This is a genomic window from Rhodococcus sp. NS-SX18 (assembly GCF_057367935.1).
Window position 1 is genome coordinate 4,250,809 of record NZ_CM170633.1, and the last position, 18,500, is coordinate 4,269,308.

Sequence of the window (18,500 nt, forward strand, 5' to 3'; positions counted from 1 at the left end):
CAGCCCACACTCGACCTACCGTCGGTGCAGACACCCCCGCCTGAAGAACCTCGACCTGCGAGCACACCGATCCCCGAACCGCTGCGTGCACCTCGTTCGGCGCCCACGTCCCTGCCCTTCGAAGAGCGCGTTGTCCAACGGGTCATCCCGTCACCCGAAGCCGTCACTACACACGAGACCGTCATCCCGCACGACCTCGTCTCTGCGCCCCGCGTAGTCCCGGAGAGGACGTCCCCGTCGTCGTCCTCGGTCCCTGCACCTCCGATAGTGCAGCGCGACGTTGTTCCGGTTCCGGATCCCGGAGACAGTCCGGATCCCGAGCCGAGTCCGACCGTCACGGGCCCGGTCCTCGAGGCGAGTGAACCCGCCCCGATTGTCCCCGTGGTCGCTCGTCACACCGCCGCTCCCGACCCGGTCGAACATCGATCTCGCGGCGAAGAAGCTCCGCTGCAGGTCGCCCCGAGCGTCCAACGGGTCGACGACGCTCCCACGAACGGAGCGTCGAGTCGATCGCGAACGCCTGATCCGGTTCCGAACCGAGCACCGGACGTCGATCCCTCGCCTACCCGGACCGTCCCCACCGTCTCGACAAATTCCGAGACGCCGATCGACGCAACCAGCCCTACAAGCTCTCCTGTGCAGCCGATTTTGACAGACGAGATCGAGTCGATCGAGGCATTCGAGAACCCGGCCGATACGTCGAGCATCGCTGATGACATGACGCCGGTGCCGGACGATGTCGCGTCCCGGCCGGTGGTTCCGACACATCCCCTACCACCGACACCGACACCGGAGACGGTCCGCTCCAGCTCTACCGACCGAAGAGAACCACTCGTCCCACCGCATCGGATCCCGTTGCAGCGGAACCCCACACCCGAAACCGTCACCGCTCCTGCTGCGCCGCAACCCCACCCGACTACGTCGGTGCAATTCGTCCCGGATCCTCCTCACACAGCGGTGCAGGATGAGCCGGTTCCGCTCATGCGAGTGGCGGCCGTTCCTGCCGATCCGCCCGGGACGCCCGACGCCCCGCCCCACCGCAACGCGGCCCATGACGTAGACCCAAGCCCCTCCGCACCCATGGTCACCCTTCGCGGTGCACCGAACCCACCGATCACAACCCAACGGCACACCGGCACTTCGCAACCCGCAGGTATCGGATCGCCGATCACGGCTCCGGCGCCGGGACCGATCTCCGGCGGAATCGACCGACCGGTGTCGCTCCGGGAGATGTTCGCCCACGTCGCACGTGAGGTCGACGACGACGACGCCGAGCGGTCCCGGCAAGCCCCCGTCGCTCAGCGCCTGGAGGAGCCTTCCCCTCCATCCGAGCCGGCTTCGACCACGGAACCACAACCTCCGACCACGGCAACTCCGATCGCCGGTACCGCGTCCCCGGCCGGCTCCCTCGCGGGCATGAACATCGACGATCTCGCCAACCGCCTCTACGAACCGATCGTCACCCGCATCAAGACGGAACTGTGGCTCGACCGGGAACGCGCCGGTCTGCTCGCCGATCCACAAATCTGAGCCGAAGGAGCAATCGATGTCGACCTCGGACGATGACCCTGCCGTGAGCGTGTGTTTCACGGTGGAGGTGGACGGCACGGACCTGGGCTCCTTCAACAGCTGCGAAGGACTCGGGGTGGAGATAGTCATGGAGCAGCGTGAGGAGGGCGGCAACAACACCATGGTGTGGCAGCTTCCCACTCGCATGAAGTTCACCAACGTCAAACTCACTCGACCGGTCGGCCCGAACAGCCGCAAACTGACCGAATGGCTCAGCCAGGCCCTCGAGGATCTCCAACCCACCACGGCTGGCATCACTGCTCGTACGGCGGACGGAACGGTCATCGCCGGCTGGTCGTTGCGCGGCGTCGTGCCGGTCCGGTGGACCGGCCCGAGCCTGAACGTCGACACCGCGAAGGTCGCCACCGAGACCCTCGAGATCGCACACCACGGCATCCTGCCGGGACCTACGAAGTGAAGGCCGACGAATGTCCGATCCGATCGCACTGGCCAATACCCCCGGCACGGCCCCGGCAAAGGAGGCCGGAAAGGCTGCCGCGAAGAAACCATCGCCACCACCCGAGGCGCAGAGCCACGCGGAGCTGCTCCTCTACAAGGCGGAGAAGGCCGTGGGTGGAAGCAAGCGAGGCAGTTCGCTGGGGACGATCGCGTTCCAGTTCAATCCCAAGGAGATCACCATCTCCAAGTCCGCGAAGTGGGACCGGAGCCCGGCCAAAGGAACGAAGAAGGCAGGCCCACCGGAATACTCCGGGCCCGAGCCGTGCAAGCTCACCCTGGAGATGTTCTTCGACGCGACCTTCAAACAGGACACCGACGTCGCGAAGTGCGTCGACAAGCTCTTCTCGTGTTGCGTCCCGGTCGACGAGAAGGACAAGAAGCCCATGCCGCCGCTGGTGGTGCTGAAGTGGGGTGGAACCACGAGTTTCAATGCCTTCGTCACCCAGGTGAGCGCGAAGTACACCCTCTTCTCGGCGTCCGGCAAACCGATCCGCGCTGTGTGCAGCGTGAGCCTGGAGGAGATGCCGGGCGAGACGAGCCGGCAGAATCCGTCGTCGGGTTCGGTCACCCACTCCCGGGTCCACGAGGTGATCGAGGGCGACACGCTGCACCTGCTGGCCTATCGCGAATACGGAGATCCAGCCATGTGGCGAGCGGTGGCCGCCTACAACGGAATCGACGACCCGACGCGCCTCCTGCCCGGCCGATCGCTCGTGCTGCCGAATGTGACGGACCTGCTCACGAAGATCGGATCGCTGCGATGACATCGGCATCCGGACTGGAGATCGAGGTCGACGGCGATCGTCTGGCCGACGATCTCGTGGCCGTGCTCGCAACGGCATTCGTGGATTCGAGCCTGCAGGTGCCCGACATGTTTGCCCTGCGCTTCCGCGACACCGACCGGACCCTGCTCGCCAAATCGAAGATCAAGATCGGCTCCGAGCTGAGGATCGCCGTCGTCACCGACGCGGTCGCCGTTCCGGAACCGTTGGTGACAGGCGAGGTCACCGCCGTCGAACTCGAATTCGACGGTACGGGAACGTTCACGACCGTGCGCGGCTACGACGCGTCCCACCGGCTCTTCCGCGGCCGGCACACCCGAGCCTTCACCCAGACGACGGCGTCGGACGCGGCGGTCGGCGTTGCACGTGACGCCGGCATCGAACTGGGCAACATCACGTCCACCGGAACCGTCTTCGATCACTTGTCCCAGTGCGGCCGAACCGACTGGGAATTCCTCGTCGGCCTCGCGCGACGGGTCGGTTTCGAGGTCGCCGTGCGCGAGAACAAACTCGACTTCGGTCCCCGGAAACCCGCCGAGGAGGCCCCGCAGGCCGAGGGCACCTCCAGCCGGGATCCGCTCGTGCTGACCTTCGGAACCGATCTGCTGCGGGTGCGTTCGGTGGTGACCGCCGCCGAGCAGGTCGCCAAGGTTCAGGTACGGGGGTGGGACATCGCGCAGAAGCAGGCGATCGTGGCCGAAGCGCCCGCGGAGACGAAGAGCGCGGTGCTGCCGACGATCACCCCGGCGGAGGTCGCGGCGACCTTCGGGGATCCCACCTACGTCGCCTCCGACGTCGCCTACCGCACCCAGCCCGAAGCCGACTCGGCGGCGACCGCTCTCGCCGAGGTGATCGGCGGGTCGTTCGCTCAGGTCGAGGCCCTCGTCCGCGGGAACCCGAAACTGCGAGCGGACACCCCGATCTGCCTGGCGAACATGGGTGAACCGTTCGACGGGAAGTACCTCGTGACCGCAGCCCGCCATCGGTACGTGCCCGGCGCCGGGGGCTACACCACGTCGCTGTCCGTCACCGGCAGGGAGGAACGCAGCCTGTTCGGGCTGTCGTCCGGCACCGGTGGCGAGGCGGACTACGGAGTGGTCGTGGCCGTCGTCAGCGACGCCCGCGACCCGGAACAGCTCGGCCGGGTCCGTCTGACCTTCCCGTGGTTGTCCGAGGACTACGTCAGCGACTGGGCGCGCGTCGTGCAGCCGGGCGCCGGGAAGGATCGCGGCGCACTCGTCGTCCCCGAGGTCGGAGACGAGGTGCTCGTCGCTTTCGAACAGAACGACCCGAATCGACCCTATGTCCTCGCCGGGCTGCACAACGGAATCGACACACCGGACACGAAGGGACCGGATCTCGTCGACGCCGGATCGGGGGCGGTCAATCGTCGTTCGTTCGTCTCCCGTAACGGACACCGGATCGATCTGCTCGACGAGGACGGGAAGACCGAAGGCATCCTGGCCGAGACCGGTGACGGACGACTGCGTCTGTCGCTGGACAAGATCGGCACCAAGATCGAGATACACAGTGACGGACGGATTCTCGTCGAGGGAACTCAGGGCGTGGTGATCGACGGCGCGGACTCGAAGATCGAGCTCACGTCGGGTGAGATCGTCCTGAAGGGCAAGCGTTCGGTCAAGATCGCGGGCGCCCGGGGAACGGTCGAGGCGGACACGACCGGCGTGAAGGTCGGCGGCCCGAGCGTGAAGGTGGCGGCGAGCGCGACCGCCGAGTTCAAGTCCGGCGGACCGGCAATCGTCTCCGGTGCACTCGTCAAGATCAACTGAGGAGGTGGTCGTGCCCCCTGCCGCGCGCGTCGGTGATCCCACAGGCCATCCCGGAGTCATCGGCCCTCCGGGAGTCCCCACCGTCCTCATCGCCGGCCAGCCGGCGGCGACGGTGGGAACCCCGCACATCTGCAGCTTCCCACCTCCCCCACCGCACCCACCCTCGGCGATCGTCGGACCCGGCTCGGCCACCGTCCTCATCGGCGGGATGCCCGCCGCACGGATAGGAGATGTGTCCGCCTGCGGAGCTCCGATCCTCTCCGGCGCCCCCACTGTCCTGATCGGAGGTTGACCCATGTCTACCGATTTCGTCGGGCGTGGCTGGAACTATCCCGTCGGCTTCGACGCCGCGGGCGCGGTGGCGCTGGCGTCGGGGCCCCGCGACATCGAGCAGGCGATCGAGCTGATCCTGCGAACCACACCGGGCGAACGACCGATGCGACCCGAGTTCGGGTGCCGCGTACAAGATCATGTCTTCTCACCCGCCGACGACGGGACCGCGGCTGCGATCGCCGCCGATGTGCACGATGCCCTCACCCGCTGGGAGCCCCGCATCGACCTGGTCGACGTGGTGGTCCGGTTCGATCCGGACGTACCGACGACCTGCTACATCGACATCTCCTATTCGCTCCGCGAGCGCAACGACGTCCGCAATCTCGTCTTCCCGTTCTATCTGATCGTCGACGAACCCGCCGAGTCGTTCACGGCCGTCGAACCACCGCAGAGGAAGTGACTCCGTGCTCCCCGCCCCGAACCTCGACGACAGAACCTTCCAGCAACTGGTGGACGACGCACGTCGACTGGTTCAGGACAGATGCCCCGAATGGAGCGACCACAACGTCTCCGATCCCGGCATCACGCTCATCGAGACGTTCGCGATGATGGTCGACCAGCTCATCTACCGGCTCAATCGCGTCCCCGACCGGAACTACCTCAAGTTCCTGGAACTGATCGGCGTGGAGCGACGACCACCGGGAGTTGCTCAGGGGGCGGTCACCTTCTGGCTGTCCGCACCGCAACCGCAGACGGTCGTCGTGCGCGCGGAGACCGAGGTGGCGACGGATCGCACGGACGTCACCGAGCCGGTTGTGTTCTCGACGGCGGAGCGCCTCGACATCGTTCCCTGCAGCGCCGCCTGGGTGGGCGTCCAGCTGGTCGGCTCGGAACCGGTCGAACGCACCAACGAGATGCGCGGCTCGGCCGGGTTCACATGCTTCTCACCGGTCCCGCGCCCCGGGGACTCCCTGGTGATCGGCTTGTCGAATGCCGTTCCGCGCTGCGCGGTACTGCTCCGGATCGACTGCGAGGTCTCCGGCATCGGTGTCGATCCACGACGACCACCGCGGGTCTGGGAGGCCAGGACCCCCACCGGCTGGCAGCGCTGCGAAGTCGACCGCGACCAGACGGGAGGCCTGAACAAGCCCGGCGACGTGGTCCTGCACATCCCCCCGGAGCACACGGAATCGGTGTTCGCCGGCGTGCGCCGGGCGTGGATCCGCTGTCGGCTGCGGGATACCGAGAGCGGCGAACGCACCTACTCCGAACCTCCCCGCATCCGGAAGATCACCGCCCGGACGATCGGCGGCACCACTCCGGTCATCCACGCCCGTGTGGTGCACGACGAGTTCCTCGGGGTCTCCGACGGTGCTGCCGACCAGCACCTTCAGGTGCGGCACACGCCGGTCCTGCGGTGGCCGGGATGCAGCATGGTGGTCGTCGACGCCGGTCAGGAGTCGCGGTGGCATCACGTGGAACACTTCGCCGAGTCGACCGCGCAGGACAAGGTGTTCCACGTCGACGCCGTCACCGGCGAGGTGTCCTTCGGTCCCGCCCTGCGTCAGGCCGACGGGACCCTGCGGCGGTACGGTGCGGTGCCGGCGAAGTCGTCGGCGATACGCATGGCCGCATATCGGACGGGCGGCGGCGCCGAGGGGAACGTCGCGACCGGACGGATCCGGGTGCTGAAGACCAGCGTGCCCTATATCTCCCGAATCGAGAATCGCGGCCCGGCGATCGGCGGTGCACCCCCGGAAACACTGGAGGAACTCAAGATCCGCGGACCGTTGCTGTTGCGCTCCCGCGGGCGCGCGGTGACCGCCCGCGACTTCGAGGAGTTGACACGCCAGGTCGCGCCGGAGACCGCGCGTGTGCACTGTCTTCCGTCCAACGACGCGTCCGAGGCGGGCGTGGTCCGGGTCCTCCTGGTTCCCCACGTCCGTCCAGACGATGCGGGACACATCGCCCTGGCCGATCTCGAACCCCCGGACGACACCGTCCAGCGAATCCGGCGGTATCTCGACGAACTCCGGCTCGTGGGCACCCGTCTGATCATCGAACCACCGGTCTATCGGGCCGTGACGGTCGTCGTGGTAAACGTGCGTCCGGGACCCGGATTCACTGCCGCCCAGGTCGAATCGGGTCTGCTCGATGTCCTGTACCGCTATCTCGACCCCTTGCGTGGCGGACGGGACGGCCGAGGCTGGCCGCTGGGCCGCGCGGTGCGCGACGGTGAGATCGCGGCGGCGATCAGTGCGGTGCCCGGCTTCGAGATGTCGAGCAGCACGTCGATCCGGTTGTACCCCGCGGATCCCGTCACGGGCAGTCGCGGGGAACGCGCATCGGTCCTGCCGCTGGCCGCGGACACGCTCGTCTACTCGTACGACCACCAGGTGGTGATGACCGCATGAGAGGCACCCTCGCAGCGCTGACGTCTCCGCGACCACTCGTCGAGACAATGCCGGCGGTGTACCGACAGGATGCGTGCACACAACAGCTCTGCGACGCATTCGATGAGGTCCTCGCACCGATACTGGCGACCCTCGACTCGTTCTGTGCCTACCTGGACCCACACACCACGCCGGAGGACATGCTCGGCTGGCTCGCCGGCTGGATCGGACTCGCCTTCGACGGCCACGAATCCGAATCCCGCCGACGCGACCTCATCGCCGCAGGAGTCCGGACGATGGCGGTTCTCGGAACCGTGCATGGGATCCGGGAGGCCGTAGCGGCCGTGTTCGACCTCGAGCCCGAGATCGAGGAGTCCGGAGGGAGCGTGGGTTCCACCACGGCCGGTGTCGCACCACCGGGAAGTCCCCATCCCTATCTTGTCGTCCGCCTGACCGTCACCGACCCGAGGATGGTCGACGAACGCCGATTCGACGCCTTGGTAGAGGCGGTCAAGCCTGCACATATTCCGCACCGAGTCGAGATTTCCGGAGGCGCCGTTTGATCAACTCTCGACGAGACCGAGTTCTTCCTGCACCCGTCGATGGTCGAGTCGTACCTGTTCGGCGGCGCTCATGTCGCCGGCCTTCTCGCGGATATCGACCATGATCCACCAGGGTCGATCCTGATAAGGGTTCAGATCCACCGCACGGTGGGCAGCGATGTCGGCTTTCACGCTGTCACCGAGCGCCACATAGTCCTCGGCGAGTCCCACGGCTGCGCTCGCAGCGGCACTGCGCAGCCGATGTCGCTCGGAGGCCACGAACTCCGCGGGACCATCCTCCTGGAGGAGGTCGCCGGTGTAGAGAGTCAGCGCGTATTCGAGGGATGCCACCCGGTCACATGCCGCTTCCGGGCCGGTTCGGGCGGCGGCATTCGACAACGCGCGTTCGAATTCGATCACGTCCGAGAAGATGTACCCGGGCGCTGCCAATCGATACGACTCGTCGCTGCGCTGCAGCGTCATCCCGTACTCACCGAGCAGACCTCGCACGCTCGAGACTGCGACCTGCAATCGGTGGCATGCCACCTCGTGCGCGGCACCGGGCCACAGCGCGTCTTCGAGCACCTCCCGGTGGTAATCGAGGTTCGGGGTCATCGACAGGAGGTGCAGCAGTATCCGTGCCTGGGGCCGGAGACTTGTGAGGTCGACGATTTGTCCGAATGCCTCCAGTCGGTATCCGCCGAAGCAGAAGATCCCGATCGCGGGAAGCACGGCACCGCGGATCGGATCCGTCTGATGGGCCGTCATTGGCGCAAGTTCTTTGAGAGTGGGAGAGCGACTCTTGTCGTAGCCTGTTGCGTACGACAATGCCATCATCTCGGCTCGGTGCAGCCCGACGCCGTGCGCGGCGGCGGCTGCCTGTTTCGACCGGGCGACGATGTCGAGGGCGGCCGGGTTCAGCCCCAGGACACGACTCCACACCACGAGAACCGGCGCATTCAGGCGCTCGAAGCGGCGTGCCGCATCTTCGAACCGATCGAATGCCGTCGGGTCACGTCGGTGCAGCGCGACGAGCGCGAGCCCGAATGTCAGCAGTCCAGCGCCCCAGTGATCGTCGACCTTCTCGCACTCGACCAGCATTTCCTCGCAGATGTCGGCGCGCCACTCGGCGGGAAGGTCCCGCATGAGCACCAATTCCTGCAGGCCGCGGCAAACTCTCTCGAGCCACAGCAGACCCTCCCGATAGCATCTCGACGCCAGATCGTTCACTACCGCAGGATCTGGCATCGCTCCGCGAAGCGCATCGACGATCGTGACCACCAACCGTGACGAGATCGCGGCAATCGGCTCGTCCGCGGCTTGCGCCTCGACCATTGCCTCTCTGGCCGAGGCGATGTCGCCCGCGCTGAGGGCGCACATCCCCTCTACGAATCGCGCCTTCGGCGCTCCTGGTTCGGTTGCGGCGCGCCCAGTGTCAGGGGCCCGCAATGCGGCCCGCAGGGGCCCGAGCCAGTGTTGCAGGAGTCGCGCGTCGACCGACGCTCCCGGCAGCCATGCCAGCAGTTCGCGCCGCTCGGATTCGCACCGTGCGACGAACTCCGGGTCGTCGAGCAACTCGCGCGCCGCTCGATAGACTTGTTCGGCTTCGGCGATGGCCCCCTCCCGCACGCGCAAGCGCGCCAATGCGAGTGCCAGCCACGGATCGGTCTGCCACTCGCTGCATGTAATAAGGGGATCGTCGTTCCCTATCGGCACGGTGCAGCCGGCCGCGTGTCGGACCAGTCGCGAGACCGCCGCCCAGTCCGATGCCTTGGCATAGGCGTGGGCGGCATGTCGGTGCTCGCCGGCCTCCTCCAACACCCGGGCTGTCCGTAGGTACCACGCCTTGGTTTCCCTCTCCCCGTTGGCTTCCAGCAATGCGAGCTCGAGGTATGTCCGGAGCACCTCGTGATACCGGAAGGTCCGACCGACGTCGTCGCACTCGGTGAACAGCTGATGTTCGGTCAACTGCTGAAGAATGCGCCCGCTGTCGCTGATTCCCAGCAAAGTGTCGCAGAGGGCAGGTGTCATGAGCTCGAGCGAGGCGGTGTGCGTCATGAACCATCGCTGATCGGCCGGCAGTTCCGCCAGAACGTTACGGGCGAGGTACGCCCGGACGAGTCTGGAGTGCCCCGTGAGGTGGCCGACGGCACGCTGCCGGTCGCAGTCCGCGAGTTTGGACGTGGCGAGATGAAACAGCTGCAAGCCTGCTGCCCATCCTCCTGTCCGGCGCGTCAGTCTGGCTGCCGGCTCAGGCGAGAGTGGCTCGCCGTAGAAGGTTGCGAACAGCTCTTCCACTTCCCACGACCGGAATCGCAACTGGTCCTGATCGATCACGCGAGCCTCGCCCGACACAACGAGTCGGGGTAAGTTGATTTCCAGGGTGCGCCGCGTTCCGAGGATGATGCGTAGACGAGGAGGGCGCAATGCGACGAAACGACCCAGTGCCGTTTCGGCGCCACTATCGGCGATCTCGTGAGCATCGTCGATGATCAACAATGCATCGACGTCGCCGATTCTGTCCAATTCGCCCAGAACAGCGTCGATCGAATTCGCTTCCGGATCGAAAGAAAAGCCCATTTCTCGAGCAGCAGCGCATAGATATCTACCGAAGGCATGTTCCGTCGAGTCGTCCTTGGTCACCCGATACCACCCGACCGGGGAGTCAGTCGACGCGGCGACCTGGGACAACAATGTCGATTTCCCTGATCCCGCCGGACCGACGACGACGACCACGGGGGTCAACTCGTCGTAGCATTGTTTCAACAACCTTTCTCGCCGCAACCCACGTTGAGCGGGCACTCGAAGTTTTGCCCTCAAAATTTCCGACGTTGGCATTTCGGATCCACCCCTGGCACCGGACTGCAATCCCCACCGTTCGAATATCCTCCCGAACGAAACCGAACGCCAGTGTTCGGTGGGCCGATTTCCGAACTCATTGCAGCTCCGAGGGACGGAACACATACGGATGCCGCGAGTTGTAGAGCCTCGACGTCCGTGTTCGTGAGGATCCGACGTCGGTTTCTACCCGCCGCACAACCTGCCTCGGTTGCGAAACGAATGTTCCGCCTATCTGTACGATGAGCGCAACGTCTTCTTGTCCAGCTTGCCCAGCGGGGTGAGCGGCAGGGCGTCGAGGAAGTCCACCGACTTGGGGGCGTGGACAGATCCCTTTGCGGCACGGACCTTCTCGATCAGTTCCTCCGCCGGAACGGACTGCCCCTCCCGCAGCACGACGCACGCCTTGACGGCCTCGCCCCACTTGGCGTCGGGCACGCCGACGACCGCGACGGACGCGACGGCCGGATGCGACGAGATGACGTCCTCGATCTCGCGGGGGAAGACGTTGAATCCGCCGGTGACGATCATGTCCTTCTTGCGGTCGACGATCGTCAGGAAGCCGTTCTTGTCGGCCCGCGCGACGTCGCCGGTGTGCAGCCAGCCGCCGCGCAGCGCCTCGGCTGTCTCGGCGGGCTTGTCCAGGTATCCCTTCATCACGAGCGGTCCGCGCACGCAGATCTCGCCGAGTTCGCCACGGGGCACCTCGTTCAGGTCGTCGTCGAGCAGCCGCACGTCGAGCCACGGCACGGGCCGGCCACAGGTGGCGAGGCGTTCGGGATCGTCGGCGAGGTGATCCTCCTTGCGCAGCACGGAGATCGTCATCCCGCACTCGCTCTGCCCGTAGAACTGGAAGAAAACCGGGCCTAGCCGCTCGATGCCCTCACGCAGCCGCGCCGGCGACATCGCCGACGCACCGTAGAACAGCGTCTCGAGGCTGGACAGGTCGCGGATGTCGAAGTCGGGGTGGTCGAGCAGCAGGTAGATCATGGTCGGCACGAGCATGGTCGCGTTGATGCGGTGCTTCTCGATCGTCTCGAGCACCAGGCCGGGTTCGAAATACGGCAGCACGTAGAGGGATCCGCCGCGCAGGAGGGTGGGGACGAAGAACGCCGCCCCGGCGTGCGAGAGGGGCGTGCAGATCAGGAAGCGCGGCTCGTGGGGCCATTCCCACTCGGCCATCTGGATCTGGGTGAGCGTCGCGCCCGAGCGGAACGACCCCATGACGCCCTTGGGTTTTCCGGTGGTGCCACCGGTGTAGACGACGGACGAGGTGTCCTCCGCCGCCACGGGCGCCGCGACGAGCCGCTGCGGCGTGAACTGTGCCGCGAGAGCGAGGATGTCGGCGCCGACCCGTGAGGGACCGAGGGAGAAGACGTTCTTCAGCGTCGGAACCTGAGCCTTCAGTTCGGCGGCGCGTTCCTCGAAGTGGTTCGGATCGAAGATCAGTGTCTCGATCGCGGCGTCGCCGACGATGTACAGGTGATCCGACAGCGAGCCCATGGGGTTGAGCGCACTGTTGCGGCACCCGGCGACCATCGTCGCGCCCATCGAGATGAGCACCTCGGGACGGTTCTTCGACAGCATCGCCACCGACGAGCCCTGCCCGACCCCCACCGACGCGAGCGCCTGACCGAACCGGCTGATCTCGTCGCGCATCTCCCCGCCGGTGAGCACCACGTCGCCGAGGTACAGGGCCGGCTTGTCCGCGCTGCGTTCGAGGGCGGTGATGAGCAGGTCCGCGGTGAACACGGGGCGATGCAGGTCGGCGTACTCGTCGGTCATGGTCGTCCTTCCGGTCGTTGGGGCGGCGTGGTGACGGCTCGACGTGGCAGGGATCCCCCTTCGTCACCATAACCGCATCGGCGGCAGAATTGGAACATGTTTCATTCCGGGTGCGGCGCGGGCCTCCCCTAGAGTGGGGCCACCTTCACGCTCGAGTCCCGGGAGTCACACCATGCAGCCGGCCGGACAGTCCCTGCACGCCCCCACCTGTTCGGCGACCGTCGTCGAACACCACCGCCTGCGCCACGACGTCGCCGTGGTGCGTCTCGAAGCCGACACGATGGTGCCGTTCGCGCCCGGGCAGTACCTCGACGTCACGGTGCCGCAGCATCCACGGCTGCCGCGCCGCCTCTCCCCCGCCCTGCCGCCGTCGCTGGACGGCAAGCTCGAATTCCACGTGCGCACCGTGCCGGGCGGCTGGGTCAGCGGCACGATCGTCGTCGGCACCCGCCCCGGCGACGTGTGGACGATCGGCGCGCCGCAGGGCGGCACCCTGCACGTCGACGACTCCGGCCGCACCGTGATCATGGTGGCCGGCGGCACCGGCCTGGCGCCACTGCGCGCCCTGCTCCTCGACGTCGCGCGCCGGCCGGACCCGCCGCAGACCTTTTTGTTCGTCGGCGGCCGCACGCCCCGCGACCTGTACGCCGCCGACATGCTGATCCTGCTCGCCGAGGCGCTGCCGTGGCTGACGGTGGTGCCGGTCGTCGAATCGGTCGAGGACCCGGAGTTCGGCGACGAGTGGTACGAGCGCATCGTCGCCCACGTCGGCGACCCCGGGTTCCACCCCGACGAACTGCTCGAGGGCAGCCTCGACGAGGTGGTCACCTCCTACGGGGCGTTCGGCGACCACCAGGTGCTCGTGTGCGGGTCGGCGGCGATGGTCCGCGCGACCCTGCGCGAGCTCACCGGGACCGGGACGCCGGCCGGGAACATCCGGTTCGACCCGTACTGACCGACCCGTACTGACCGAGCCGCAACGGCCGGCCGGTTGACCGGGCGGTACGCCCGCGACGATACTCGAGGGGGCCACCAGCGCGACGAGTGAGAGCTGCGCCGGGTCGTGACCGTTCGAATCACGGGAGCTGCCATGGGTATTGCGGATTCGCACGCCGCCCCCCCGACACCGGCAATCCTGTCCCGCGCCCACCTCGACCGGCTGATCGAGGTGCTGCAGACCGAGGGATATCGCGTCGTCGGCCCCACCGTCCGCGACGACGCCATCGTGCTCGACGAGCTCGGGTCGGGACGAGAACTGCCCGACGGGTGGGGCGTGTCGACCGCACCCGGGCGGTATCGGCTGCGGCGGCGCGACGACACCGCCGTGTTCGGCCATTCCGCGGGTCCGCAGTCGTGGAAGCAGTTCCTGCACCCCGCCCGACAGCAACTGTGGTCGACCGCTCCGGACGGCAGTTACCGGCCCCCACCGGCGGGCGAGACCCGGTACGCCTTCCTCGGCGTCCGCGGCTGCGACCTGGCTGCGATCGGCATCCTGGGCACAGTGCTGACCCGCGGCGCCCATCCCGACGGGGCCACCGCGCGACGGTTCCGCGGGCTGTTCGTCGTCGCGGTCAACTGCACCGAACCCGGCGAGGTCTGCTTCTGCGCCTCGATGGCCACCGGTCCCGCCGCGGGCCCGGGGTACGACCTGGGTCTGACCGAGCGCGTCGACGAGCAGGGACACCGTTTTCTCGTGGACGTCGGGACCGACGAGGGCGCCCGCATCCTGGACCTGCTCCCCCACCGCGACGCCACCGCAGACGAGGCCACCGAAGCCCGCGACGCGGTGGCGGCGGCCGGCGACCGGATGGGACGGAGCATGCCCGAGGTCGACCTGCGGGCGATGCTCCGCGACGCCCGCGAGGCGGACGTCTGGGACGATGTCGCCGATCGCTGCCTTACCTGCGGAAACTGCACGATGGTGTGCCCCACCTGCTTCTGTACGTCGACGGAGGACGTCACCGACCTCGCCGACGGGCACGCCGGCAGGTGGCAGCACTGGGCGTCCTGTTTCGAACCGGACTTCTCCTACATCCACGGCGGTGACGTCCGGACGTCCGGCCAGAGCCGGTACCGGCAGTGGATCTCGCACAAGCTCGGCACCTGGCACGACCAGTTCGGCAGCTCGGGATGTGTCGGCTGCGGCCGTTGCATCGACTGGTGCCCGGTCGGCATCGACATCACCGCGGAGGCGGCCCGCCTCACCGGCGCGCTCGCCACCCACGACGACGAACCGGACGGGCACCGATGACGACCCCACCGCTCGACGGCATCCGGGCCCTGGCGGGGCTGGACCGGGAGGCGCGGGATCGGATCGCCGCGCTCGCCCACCCGGTCCGCTTCGCCGCGGGGGAGCACGTCTTCCACGAGGGCGGGGAGGCGCGCAGTTGCTGGCTGCTGCAGGAGGGCCGGGTGGATCTGTACACGGTGGTGCCCGGCCGCGGCCAGGTCACCCTCGACACGTTCGTCGAAGGCGACGTCCTGGGATGGTCGTGGCTGACGCCGCCCCACCGCTGGCATTACGGGGCCGTCGCGGCCACAGCGACCTCGGCTCTGGAGGTGGACGCCGCGGCGCTGCAGGCGCTGAGCGAGGCCGACGCCGAGTTCGGATACACGGTGATGCGGGCCCTGTTCGGGGCCCTCCTGGAGCGGTTGCAGGCCACCCGGGCGCGACTGCTGGACCTGTATGCGGGTTCCGATGTTCGGTGACCTCGCGCACGACACCGCAGCGGCGCCGGACGCGCCGATGCTGCCGAGCGCCCACCGGGTTCGCGCGCGGACCGTCGAGACCGCCGATGCGGTGACACTGTCGCTGGCCCCGCTGGGGGCGCCGCGACCGCGGTTCCGGCCCGGCCAGTTCATGATGCTCTACGCCCCCGGGGTCGGCGAGATCGCGATCTCGATCAGCGGGGATCCCACCGACACGACCGGGGAGCTGGTCCACACCGTACGGAAGGTGGGTGCGGTGAGCCGGGCCCTGCACGACGCCGCGCCGGGCGCGATCGTCGGCGTGCGCGGCCCGTTCGGGGCAGGCTGGGACCTCGAGTCGTGCACGGGCCGGGACCTGGTGATCGTCGCCGGCGGAGTGGGTTTGGCCGCGGTGCGGGCCGCCGTTCTCGGCGCGGTGGCCGCGCGCGGTGACTTCCGGCGCGTCGTGCTCGTGGTCGGAGCACGCCGGCCGGCCGAGATCCTGTATCGGCGCGAGCTACAGGACTGGGCCGACGGCGGCGTGGAGGTCCGGCTGACGATCGACCAGCCGGTCCAAGGCTGGTCCGGGTCGGTCGGATTCGTCACCGAACCGCTGGCCCGGCTCGACCTCGATCCCGGGCGGACGACAGCACTGCTGTGCGGGCCGGAGGCGATGATGCGGTTCTCGGCGCGGGTGTTGCTGGGCAAAGGGATTCGGCCCCCGGACATCCGGGTCTCGCTCGAACGGAACATGCAGTGCGGAATCGGACTGTGCGGGCACTGCCAGCTCGGCGAGATCCTGCTCTGCCGGGACGGCCCCGTGCTGGATTACGCGGTGGCCGGACCGCTGCTACACGTACGGGAGCTGTAATGGACAGGCCGAAGCTCGCGGTATGGAAGTTCGCGTCGTGCGACGGATGTCAGCTGTCCGTGCTGGACTGCGAGGACGAACTGCTCGCCTTGTCGGGTGCGGTGCAGATCGCCCATTTCCTCGAACTGTCGAGCGCCGTCGACGACGGTCCGTACGACCTGTCGCTGGTCGAGGGCTCGATCACCACTGCCGCGGACGTCACGCGCATCCACCGGGTCCGGGAGCAGTCCCGGACCCTCGTCACGATCGGCGCGTGCGCAACCGCCGGCGGCATCCAGGCGTTGCGCAACTTCGCCGACGTCGCCGAGTTCACCTCGATGGTCTACGCCCACCCGGAGTACATCGAGACGCTGGCGACGTCGACGGCGATCGCGGCGCACGTGCCGGTCGACTTCGAGTTGCGCGGCTGCCCGATCGATCGGCGCCAGTTGCTCGAGGTGATCACCGCGTTCCTGGCCGGCCGCCGGCCGAACATCCCGAACACCAGTGTGTGCACCGAATGCAAGCGCCGGGGATTGACCTGTGTGATGGTCGCCGACGGCACGCCCTGCCTGGGACCGGTGACCCACTCCGGCTGCGGCGCCCTGTGCCCGGCGCAGTCGCGCGGCTGCTACGGCTGTTTCGGGCCGACGACCGACCCCAACATCGCGTCGCTGGCCGGGTGGCTGCGCACGTGCGGCATGAGCGACGACGACATCGACCGCGCCTTCGCGACATTCAACGTCGGCGCCCCCGTACTTGCCGAGAGGCACCGCGGTGAGCGGGAACCGTAGAGAGCTGACGGTCCGTGCTCTCGCCCGTGTCGAGGGCGAGGGCAGACTGAACGTGTCGGTGCGCGACGGGCAGGTGCAGCGCGCGGAGCTGAACATCTACGAGCCGCCCCGGTTCTTCGAGTCGTTCCTGCGGGGAAGGGATTTCCGCGAGCCTCCGGACATCACCTCCCGGATCTGCGGGATCTGCCCCGTCGCCTACCAGGTCAGCGCCTGCAATGCGCTGGAGCAGGCCTGCGGGGTCGAGCTCGACGAGCAGGTGCTGAACCTGCGCCGCCTGCTCTACTGCGGCGAGTGGATCGCCAGCCACGTGCTGCACATCTACTTCCTGCACGCCCCCGACTTCCTCGGCCTGCCCGACGCGATCGCCCTCGCCGAGCGGCACCGGAGCGCGCTCGAACGCGGGCTGGCCCTGAAGAAGGCCGGCAACGCGATCCTCGAGCAGATCGGCGGGCGACCCATCCACCCGGTCAACGTGCGGATCGGGGGTTTCCATCGCGCGCCGACCCGCACGGAACTCGCCCCGCTCGCCGAGCGGCTGCGCCGCGCCCTCGACGACGCGCTCGACACGGTCCGCTGGGTGGCCGGGTTCGACTTTCCCGATATCGATCTCGATCACGACCTGCTCGCCCTGCACCGGCCGGACCGCTACGCCATCGAGGACGGGCAGATCCGTTCGTCGACCGGATCCTCCTTCGCCGCAGCACAGTTCCCGGACCATGTGGTCGAACACCAGGTCCCGCACTCGACGGCCCTGTACGCGCGGCTCGACGGGCGCCGGTACCTGACCGGACCCCTGGCCCGATACACCCTGAACTCCGCGCAGCTGTCGGACACCGCACGACAGTCGGCACACGCGGCCGGACTGGGAGCACAATGCCGTAACCCGTTTCGCAGCATCGTTGTTCGCGCCGTCGAAACCGTCTATGCGGTGGAGGAGGCGCTCCGCCTGATCGCCGGATACGAGCGTCCCGGCCGGCCCGGCACCCAGGTCGCCGCCCGCGCCGCGACCGGGCACGGCGTCAGCGAGGCGCCGCGGGGCCTGCTGTACCACCGTTACGAGCTCGACGGCGACGGACTGATCCGCTCGGCCGTGATCGTCCCCCCGACCTCCCAGAACCAGGCTGCCGTCGAACACGATCTGCGCACGCTGATCGCCGGTCACCTGGAACTGTCCGATGCCGATCTGACATCGCTGTGCGAACGGGTGATCCGCAACTACGACCCGTGCATCTCGTGTGCCACACACTTCCTCGACCTCACGATCGACCGCGGGTGATCGCGACGAACTTCGTGGTGATCGGCGTCGGCAACGAGTACCGCCGCGACGACGGCGTCGGGCCCGCGGTGGCCCGGGCGGTCGGCCGGTCCCGGCCCGGATGGCGCGTCCTGATCTCCGACGGCGAGCCGACGGCAATGCTGGACGCGTGGGCCGGGACGCGGTTGGCGGTCGTCGTCGACGCCACCGTCGGCACCGGTCCGCCCGGCGCGATCCGGCGGCACGAGATCGGGGATGCGAGTCTCGCCCGCCGCCCGCGACACGCCGGCTCGCACAGCCTCGGCCCCGCCGAGGCGTGGGCGCTGAGCCGGACCCTGGGCGTCGACCCCGGTCGGGTCGTGGTCTACACCCTCGAGGTGGCCGAGGTCGGTTACGGCGTCGGCCTGACGCCCGCCACCGCCGCGGCACTGCCCGCCGTGGTGCGGGCAGTGATCGACGAATGCGAGCGGTAACGCCGCTGC

At 68.1% G+C, this 18,500-nt stretch carries 16 protein-coding genes; 14 read left to right on the plus strand and 2 right to left on the minus strand.

Annotated elements, in window-relative coordinates; all coding sequences use genetic code 11:
• Positions 1-1,546 precede the first annotated feature (1,546 nt).
• The 7 genes from AC2IPW_RS19500 to AC2IPW_RS19530 are packed head-to-tail and all read left to right on the plus strand — an operon-like array spanning position 1,547 to position 7,829.
• Positions 1,547-1,987, plus strand: a complete 441-nt coding sequence (locus AC2IPW_RS19500; RefSeq protein ID WP_065922223.1) for a phage tail protein — start codon at positions 1,547-1,549, stop codon at positions 1,985-1,987.
• A 10-nt stretch (positions 1,988-1,997) separates the two neighbouring features.
• A complete protein-coding gene (locus AC2IPW_RS19505; protein ID WP_486375426.1) occupies positions 1,998-2,792 on the plus strand; it encodes a CIS tube protein in 795 nt (264 codons plus the stop codon).
• Positions 2,789-4,600, plus strand: coding sequence for a VgrG-related protein (locus tag AC2IPW_RS19510; RefSeq protein WP_486375427.1), 1,812 nt, complete (start codon positions 2,789-2,791; stop codon positions 4,598-4,600). Before AC2IPW_RS19505 ends, AC2IPW_RS19510 begins: the two co-directional genes overlap by 4 nt.
• A 10-nt stretch (positions 4,601-4,610) precedes the next feature.
• On the plus strand, positions 4,611-4,892 hold the full coding sequence (locus AC2IPW_RS19515; RefSeq protein ID WP_486375428.1) for a PAAR domain-containing protein: 282 nt from the start codon (positions 4,611-4,613) through the stop codon (positions 4,890-4,892).
• A gap of 3 nt (positions 4,893-4,895) precedes the next feature.
• The gene (locus AC2IPW_RS19520; protein WP_065922220.1) at positions 4,896-5,333 is read left to right on the plus strand and encodes a GPW/gp25 family protein; all 438 of its coding nucleotides are present in this window, start codon (positions 4,896-4,898) and stop codon (positions 5,331-5,333) included.
• A 4-nt stretch (positions 5,334-5,337) separates the two neighbouring features.
• Complete coding sequence (locus tag AC2IPW_RS19525; protein WP_486375429.1) at positions 5,338-7,287, plus strand: putative baseplate assembly protein; 1,950 nt, start codon at positions 5,338-5,340, stop codon at positions 7,285-7,287.
• Positions 7,284-7,829, plus strand: a complete 546-nt coding sequence (locus AC2IPW_RS19530; RefSeq protein ID WP_486375430.1) for a phage tail protein — start codon at positions 7,284-7,286, stop codon at positions 7,827-7,829. Before AC2IPW_RS19525 ends, AC2IPW_RS19530 begins: the two co-directional genes overlap by 4 nt.
• Here AC2IPW_RS19530 and AC2IPW_RS19535 read toward each other — a convergent pair whose 3' ends face one another.
• Positions 7,830-10,772, minus strand: a complete 2,943-nt coding sequence (locus tag AC2IPW_RS19535) for an ATP-binding protein (protein ID WP_486375431.1) — start codon at positions 10,770-10,772, stop codon at positions 7,830-7,832.
• A 105-nt stretch (positions 10,773-10,877) separates the two neighbouring features.
• Entirely contained in the window at positions 10,878-12,431 is a 1,554-nt protein-coding gene (locus tag AC2IPW_RS19540; RefSeq protein ID WP_486375432.1) for an AMP-binding protein, read from the minus strand.
• Between the two features lie 172 nt (positions 12,432-12,603).
• Here AC2IPW_RS19540 and AC2IPW_RS19545 point away from each other — a divergent pair, with 172 nt between their 5' ends.
• From AC2IPW_RS19545 to AC2IPW_RS19575, 7 genes are all read left to right on the plus strand, one after another.
• Entirely contained in the window at positions 12,604-13,386 is a 783-nt protein-coding gene (locus AC2IPW_RS19545) for an FAD-binding oxidoreductase (protein ID WP_416061662.1), read from the plus strand.
• Between the two features lie 135 nt (positions 13,387-13,521).
• Positions 13,522-14,682: a 4Fe-4S dicluster domain-containing protein gene (locus AC2IPW_RS19550; protein ID WP_416061663.1), complete on the plus strand. Its 1,161-nt coding sequence runs from the start codon at positions 13,522-13,524 to the stop codon at positions 14,680-14,682.
• Entirely contained in the window at positions 14,679-15,140 is a 462-nt protein-coding gene (locus tag AC2IPW_RS19555) for a Crp/Fnr family transcriptional regulator (RefSeq protein WP_003938388.1), read from the plus strand. Before AC2IPW_RS19550 ends, AC2IPW_RS19555 begins: the two co-directional genes overlap by 4 nt.
• Positions 15,130-15,990, plus strand: coding sequence for an FAD/NAD(P)-binding protein (locus AC2IPW_RS19560; protein ID WP_450121272.1), 861 nt, complete (start codon positions 15,130-15,132; stop codon positions 15,988-15,990). Before AC2IPW_RS19555 ends, AC2IPW_RS19560 begins: the two co-directional genes overlap by 11 nt.
• Complete coding sequence (locus AC2IPW_RS19565; protein WP_003938390.1) at positions 15,990-16,763, plus strand: NADH-quinone oxidoreductase subunit B family protein; 774 nt, start codon at positions 15,990-15,992, stop codon at positions 16,761-16,763. The genes AC2IPW_RS19560 and AC2IPW_RS19565 overlap by 1 nt, the downstream gene beginning before the upstream one ends.
• Complete coding sequence (locus AC2IPW_RS19570; RefSeq protein WP_416061666.1) at positions 16,747-18,039, plus strand: Ni/Fe hydrogenase subunit alpha; 1,293 nt, start codon at positions 16,747-16,749, stop codon at positions 18,037-18,039. The genes AC2IPW_RS19565 and AC2IPW_RS19570 overlap by 17 nt, the downstream gene beginning before the upstream one ends.
• Entirely contained in the window at positions 18,036-18,491 is a 456-nt protein-coding gene (locus AC2IPW_RS19575) for a hydrogenase maturation protease (RefSeq protein WP_371382388.1), read from the plus strand. The genes AC2IPW_RS19570 and AC2IPW_RS19575 overlap by 4 nt, the downstream gene beginning before the upstream one ends.
• Positions 18,492-18,500 lie beyond the last annotated feature (9 nt).

What these genes read in the sequence shown, in the direction of transcription:
- AC2IPW_RS19500 (WP_065922223.1), top strand. Translation starts at nt 1,547, where the DNA reads ATGTCGACCTCGGACGATGACCCTGCCGTGAGCGTGTGTTTCACGGTG.
- AC2IPW_RS19505 (WP_486375426.1), top strand. Translation starts at nt 1,998, where the DNA reads ATGTCCGATCCGATCGCACTGGCCAATACCCCCGGCACGGCCCCGGCA.
- AC2IPW_RS19510 (WP_486375427.1), top strand. Translation starts at nt 2,789, where the DNA reads ATGACATCGGCATCCGGACTGGAGATCGAGGTCGACGGCGATCGTCTG.
- AC2IPW_RS19520 (WP_065922220.1), top strand. Translation starts at nt 4,896, where the DNA reads ATGTCTACCGATTTCGTCGGGCGTGGCTGGAACTATCCCGTCGGCTTC.
- AC2IPW_RS19530 (WP_486375430.1), top strand. Translation starts at nt 7,284, where the DNA reads ATGAGAGGCACCCTCGCAGCGCTGACGTCTCCGCGACCACTCGTCGAG.
- AC2IPW_RS19535 (WP_486375431.1), bottom strand. Translation starts at nt 10,772, where the DNA reads ATGTGTTCCGTCCCTCGGAGCTGCAATGAGTTCGGAAATCGGCCCACC.
- AC2IPW_RS19540 (WP_486375432.1), bottom strand. Translation starts at nt 12,431, where the DNA reads ATGACCGACGAGTACGCCGACCTGCATCGCCCCGTGTTCACCGCGGAC.
- AC2IPW_RS19545 (WP_416061662.1), top strand. Translation starts at nt 12,604, where the DNA reads ATGCAGCCGGCCGGACAGTCCCTGCACGCCCCCACCTGTTCGGCGACC.
- AC2IPW_RS19550 (WP_416061663.1), top strand. Translation starts at nt 13,522, where the DNA reads ATGGGTATTGCGGATTCGCACGCCGCCCCCCCGACACCGGCAATCCTG.
- AC2IPW_RS19555 (WP_003938388.1), top strand. Translation starts at nt 14,679, where the DNA reads ATGACGACCCCACCGCTCGACGGCATCCGGGCCCTGGCGGGGCTGGAC.
- AC2IPW_RS19560 (WP_450121272.1), top strand. Translation starts at nt 15,130, where the DNA reads ATGTTCGGTGACCTCGCGCACGACACCGCAGCGGCGCCGGACGCGCCG.
- AC2IPW_RS19565 (WP_003938390.1), top strand. Translation starts at nt 15,990, where the DNA reads ATGGACAGGCCGAAGCTCGCGGTATGGAAGTTCGCGTCGTGCGACGGA.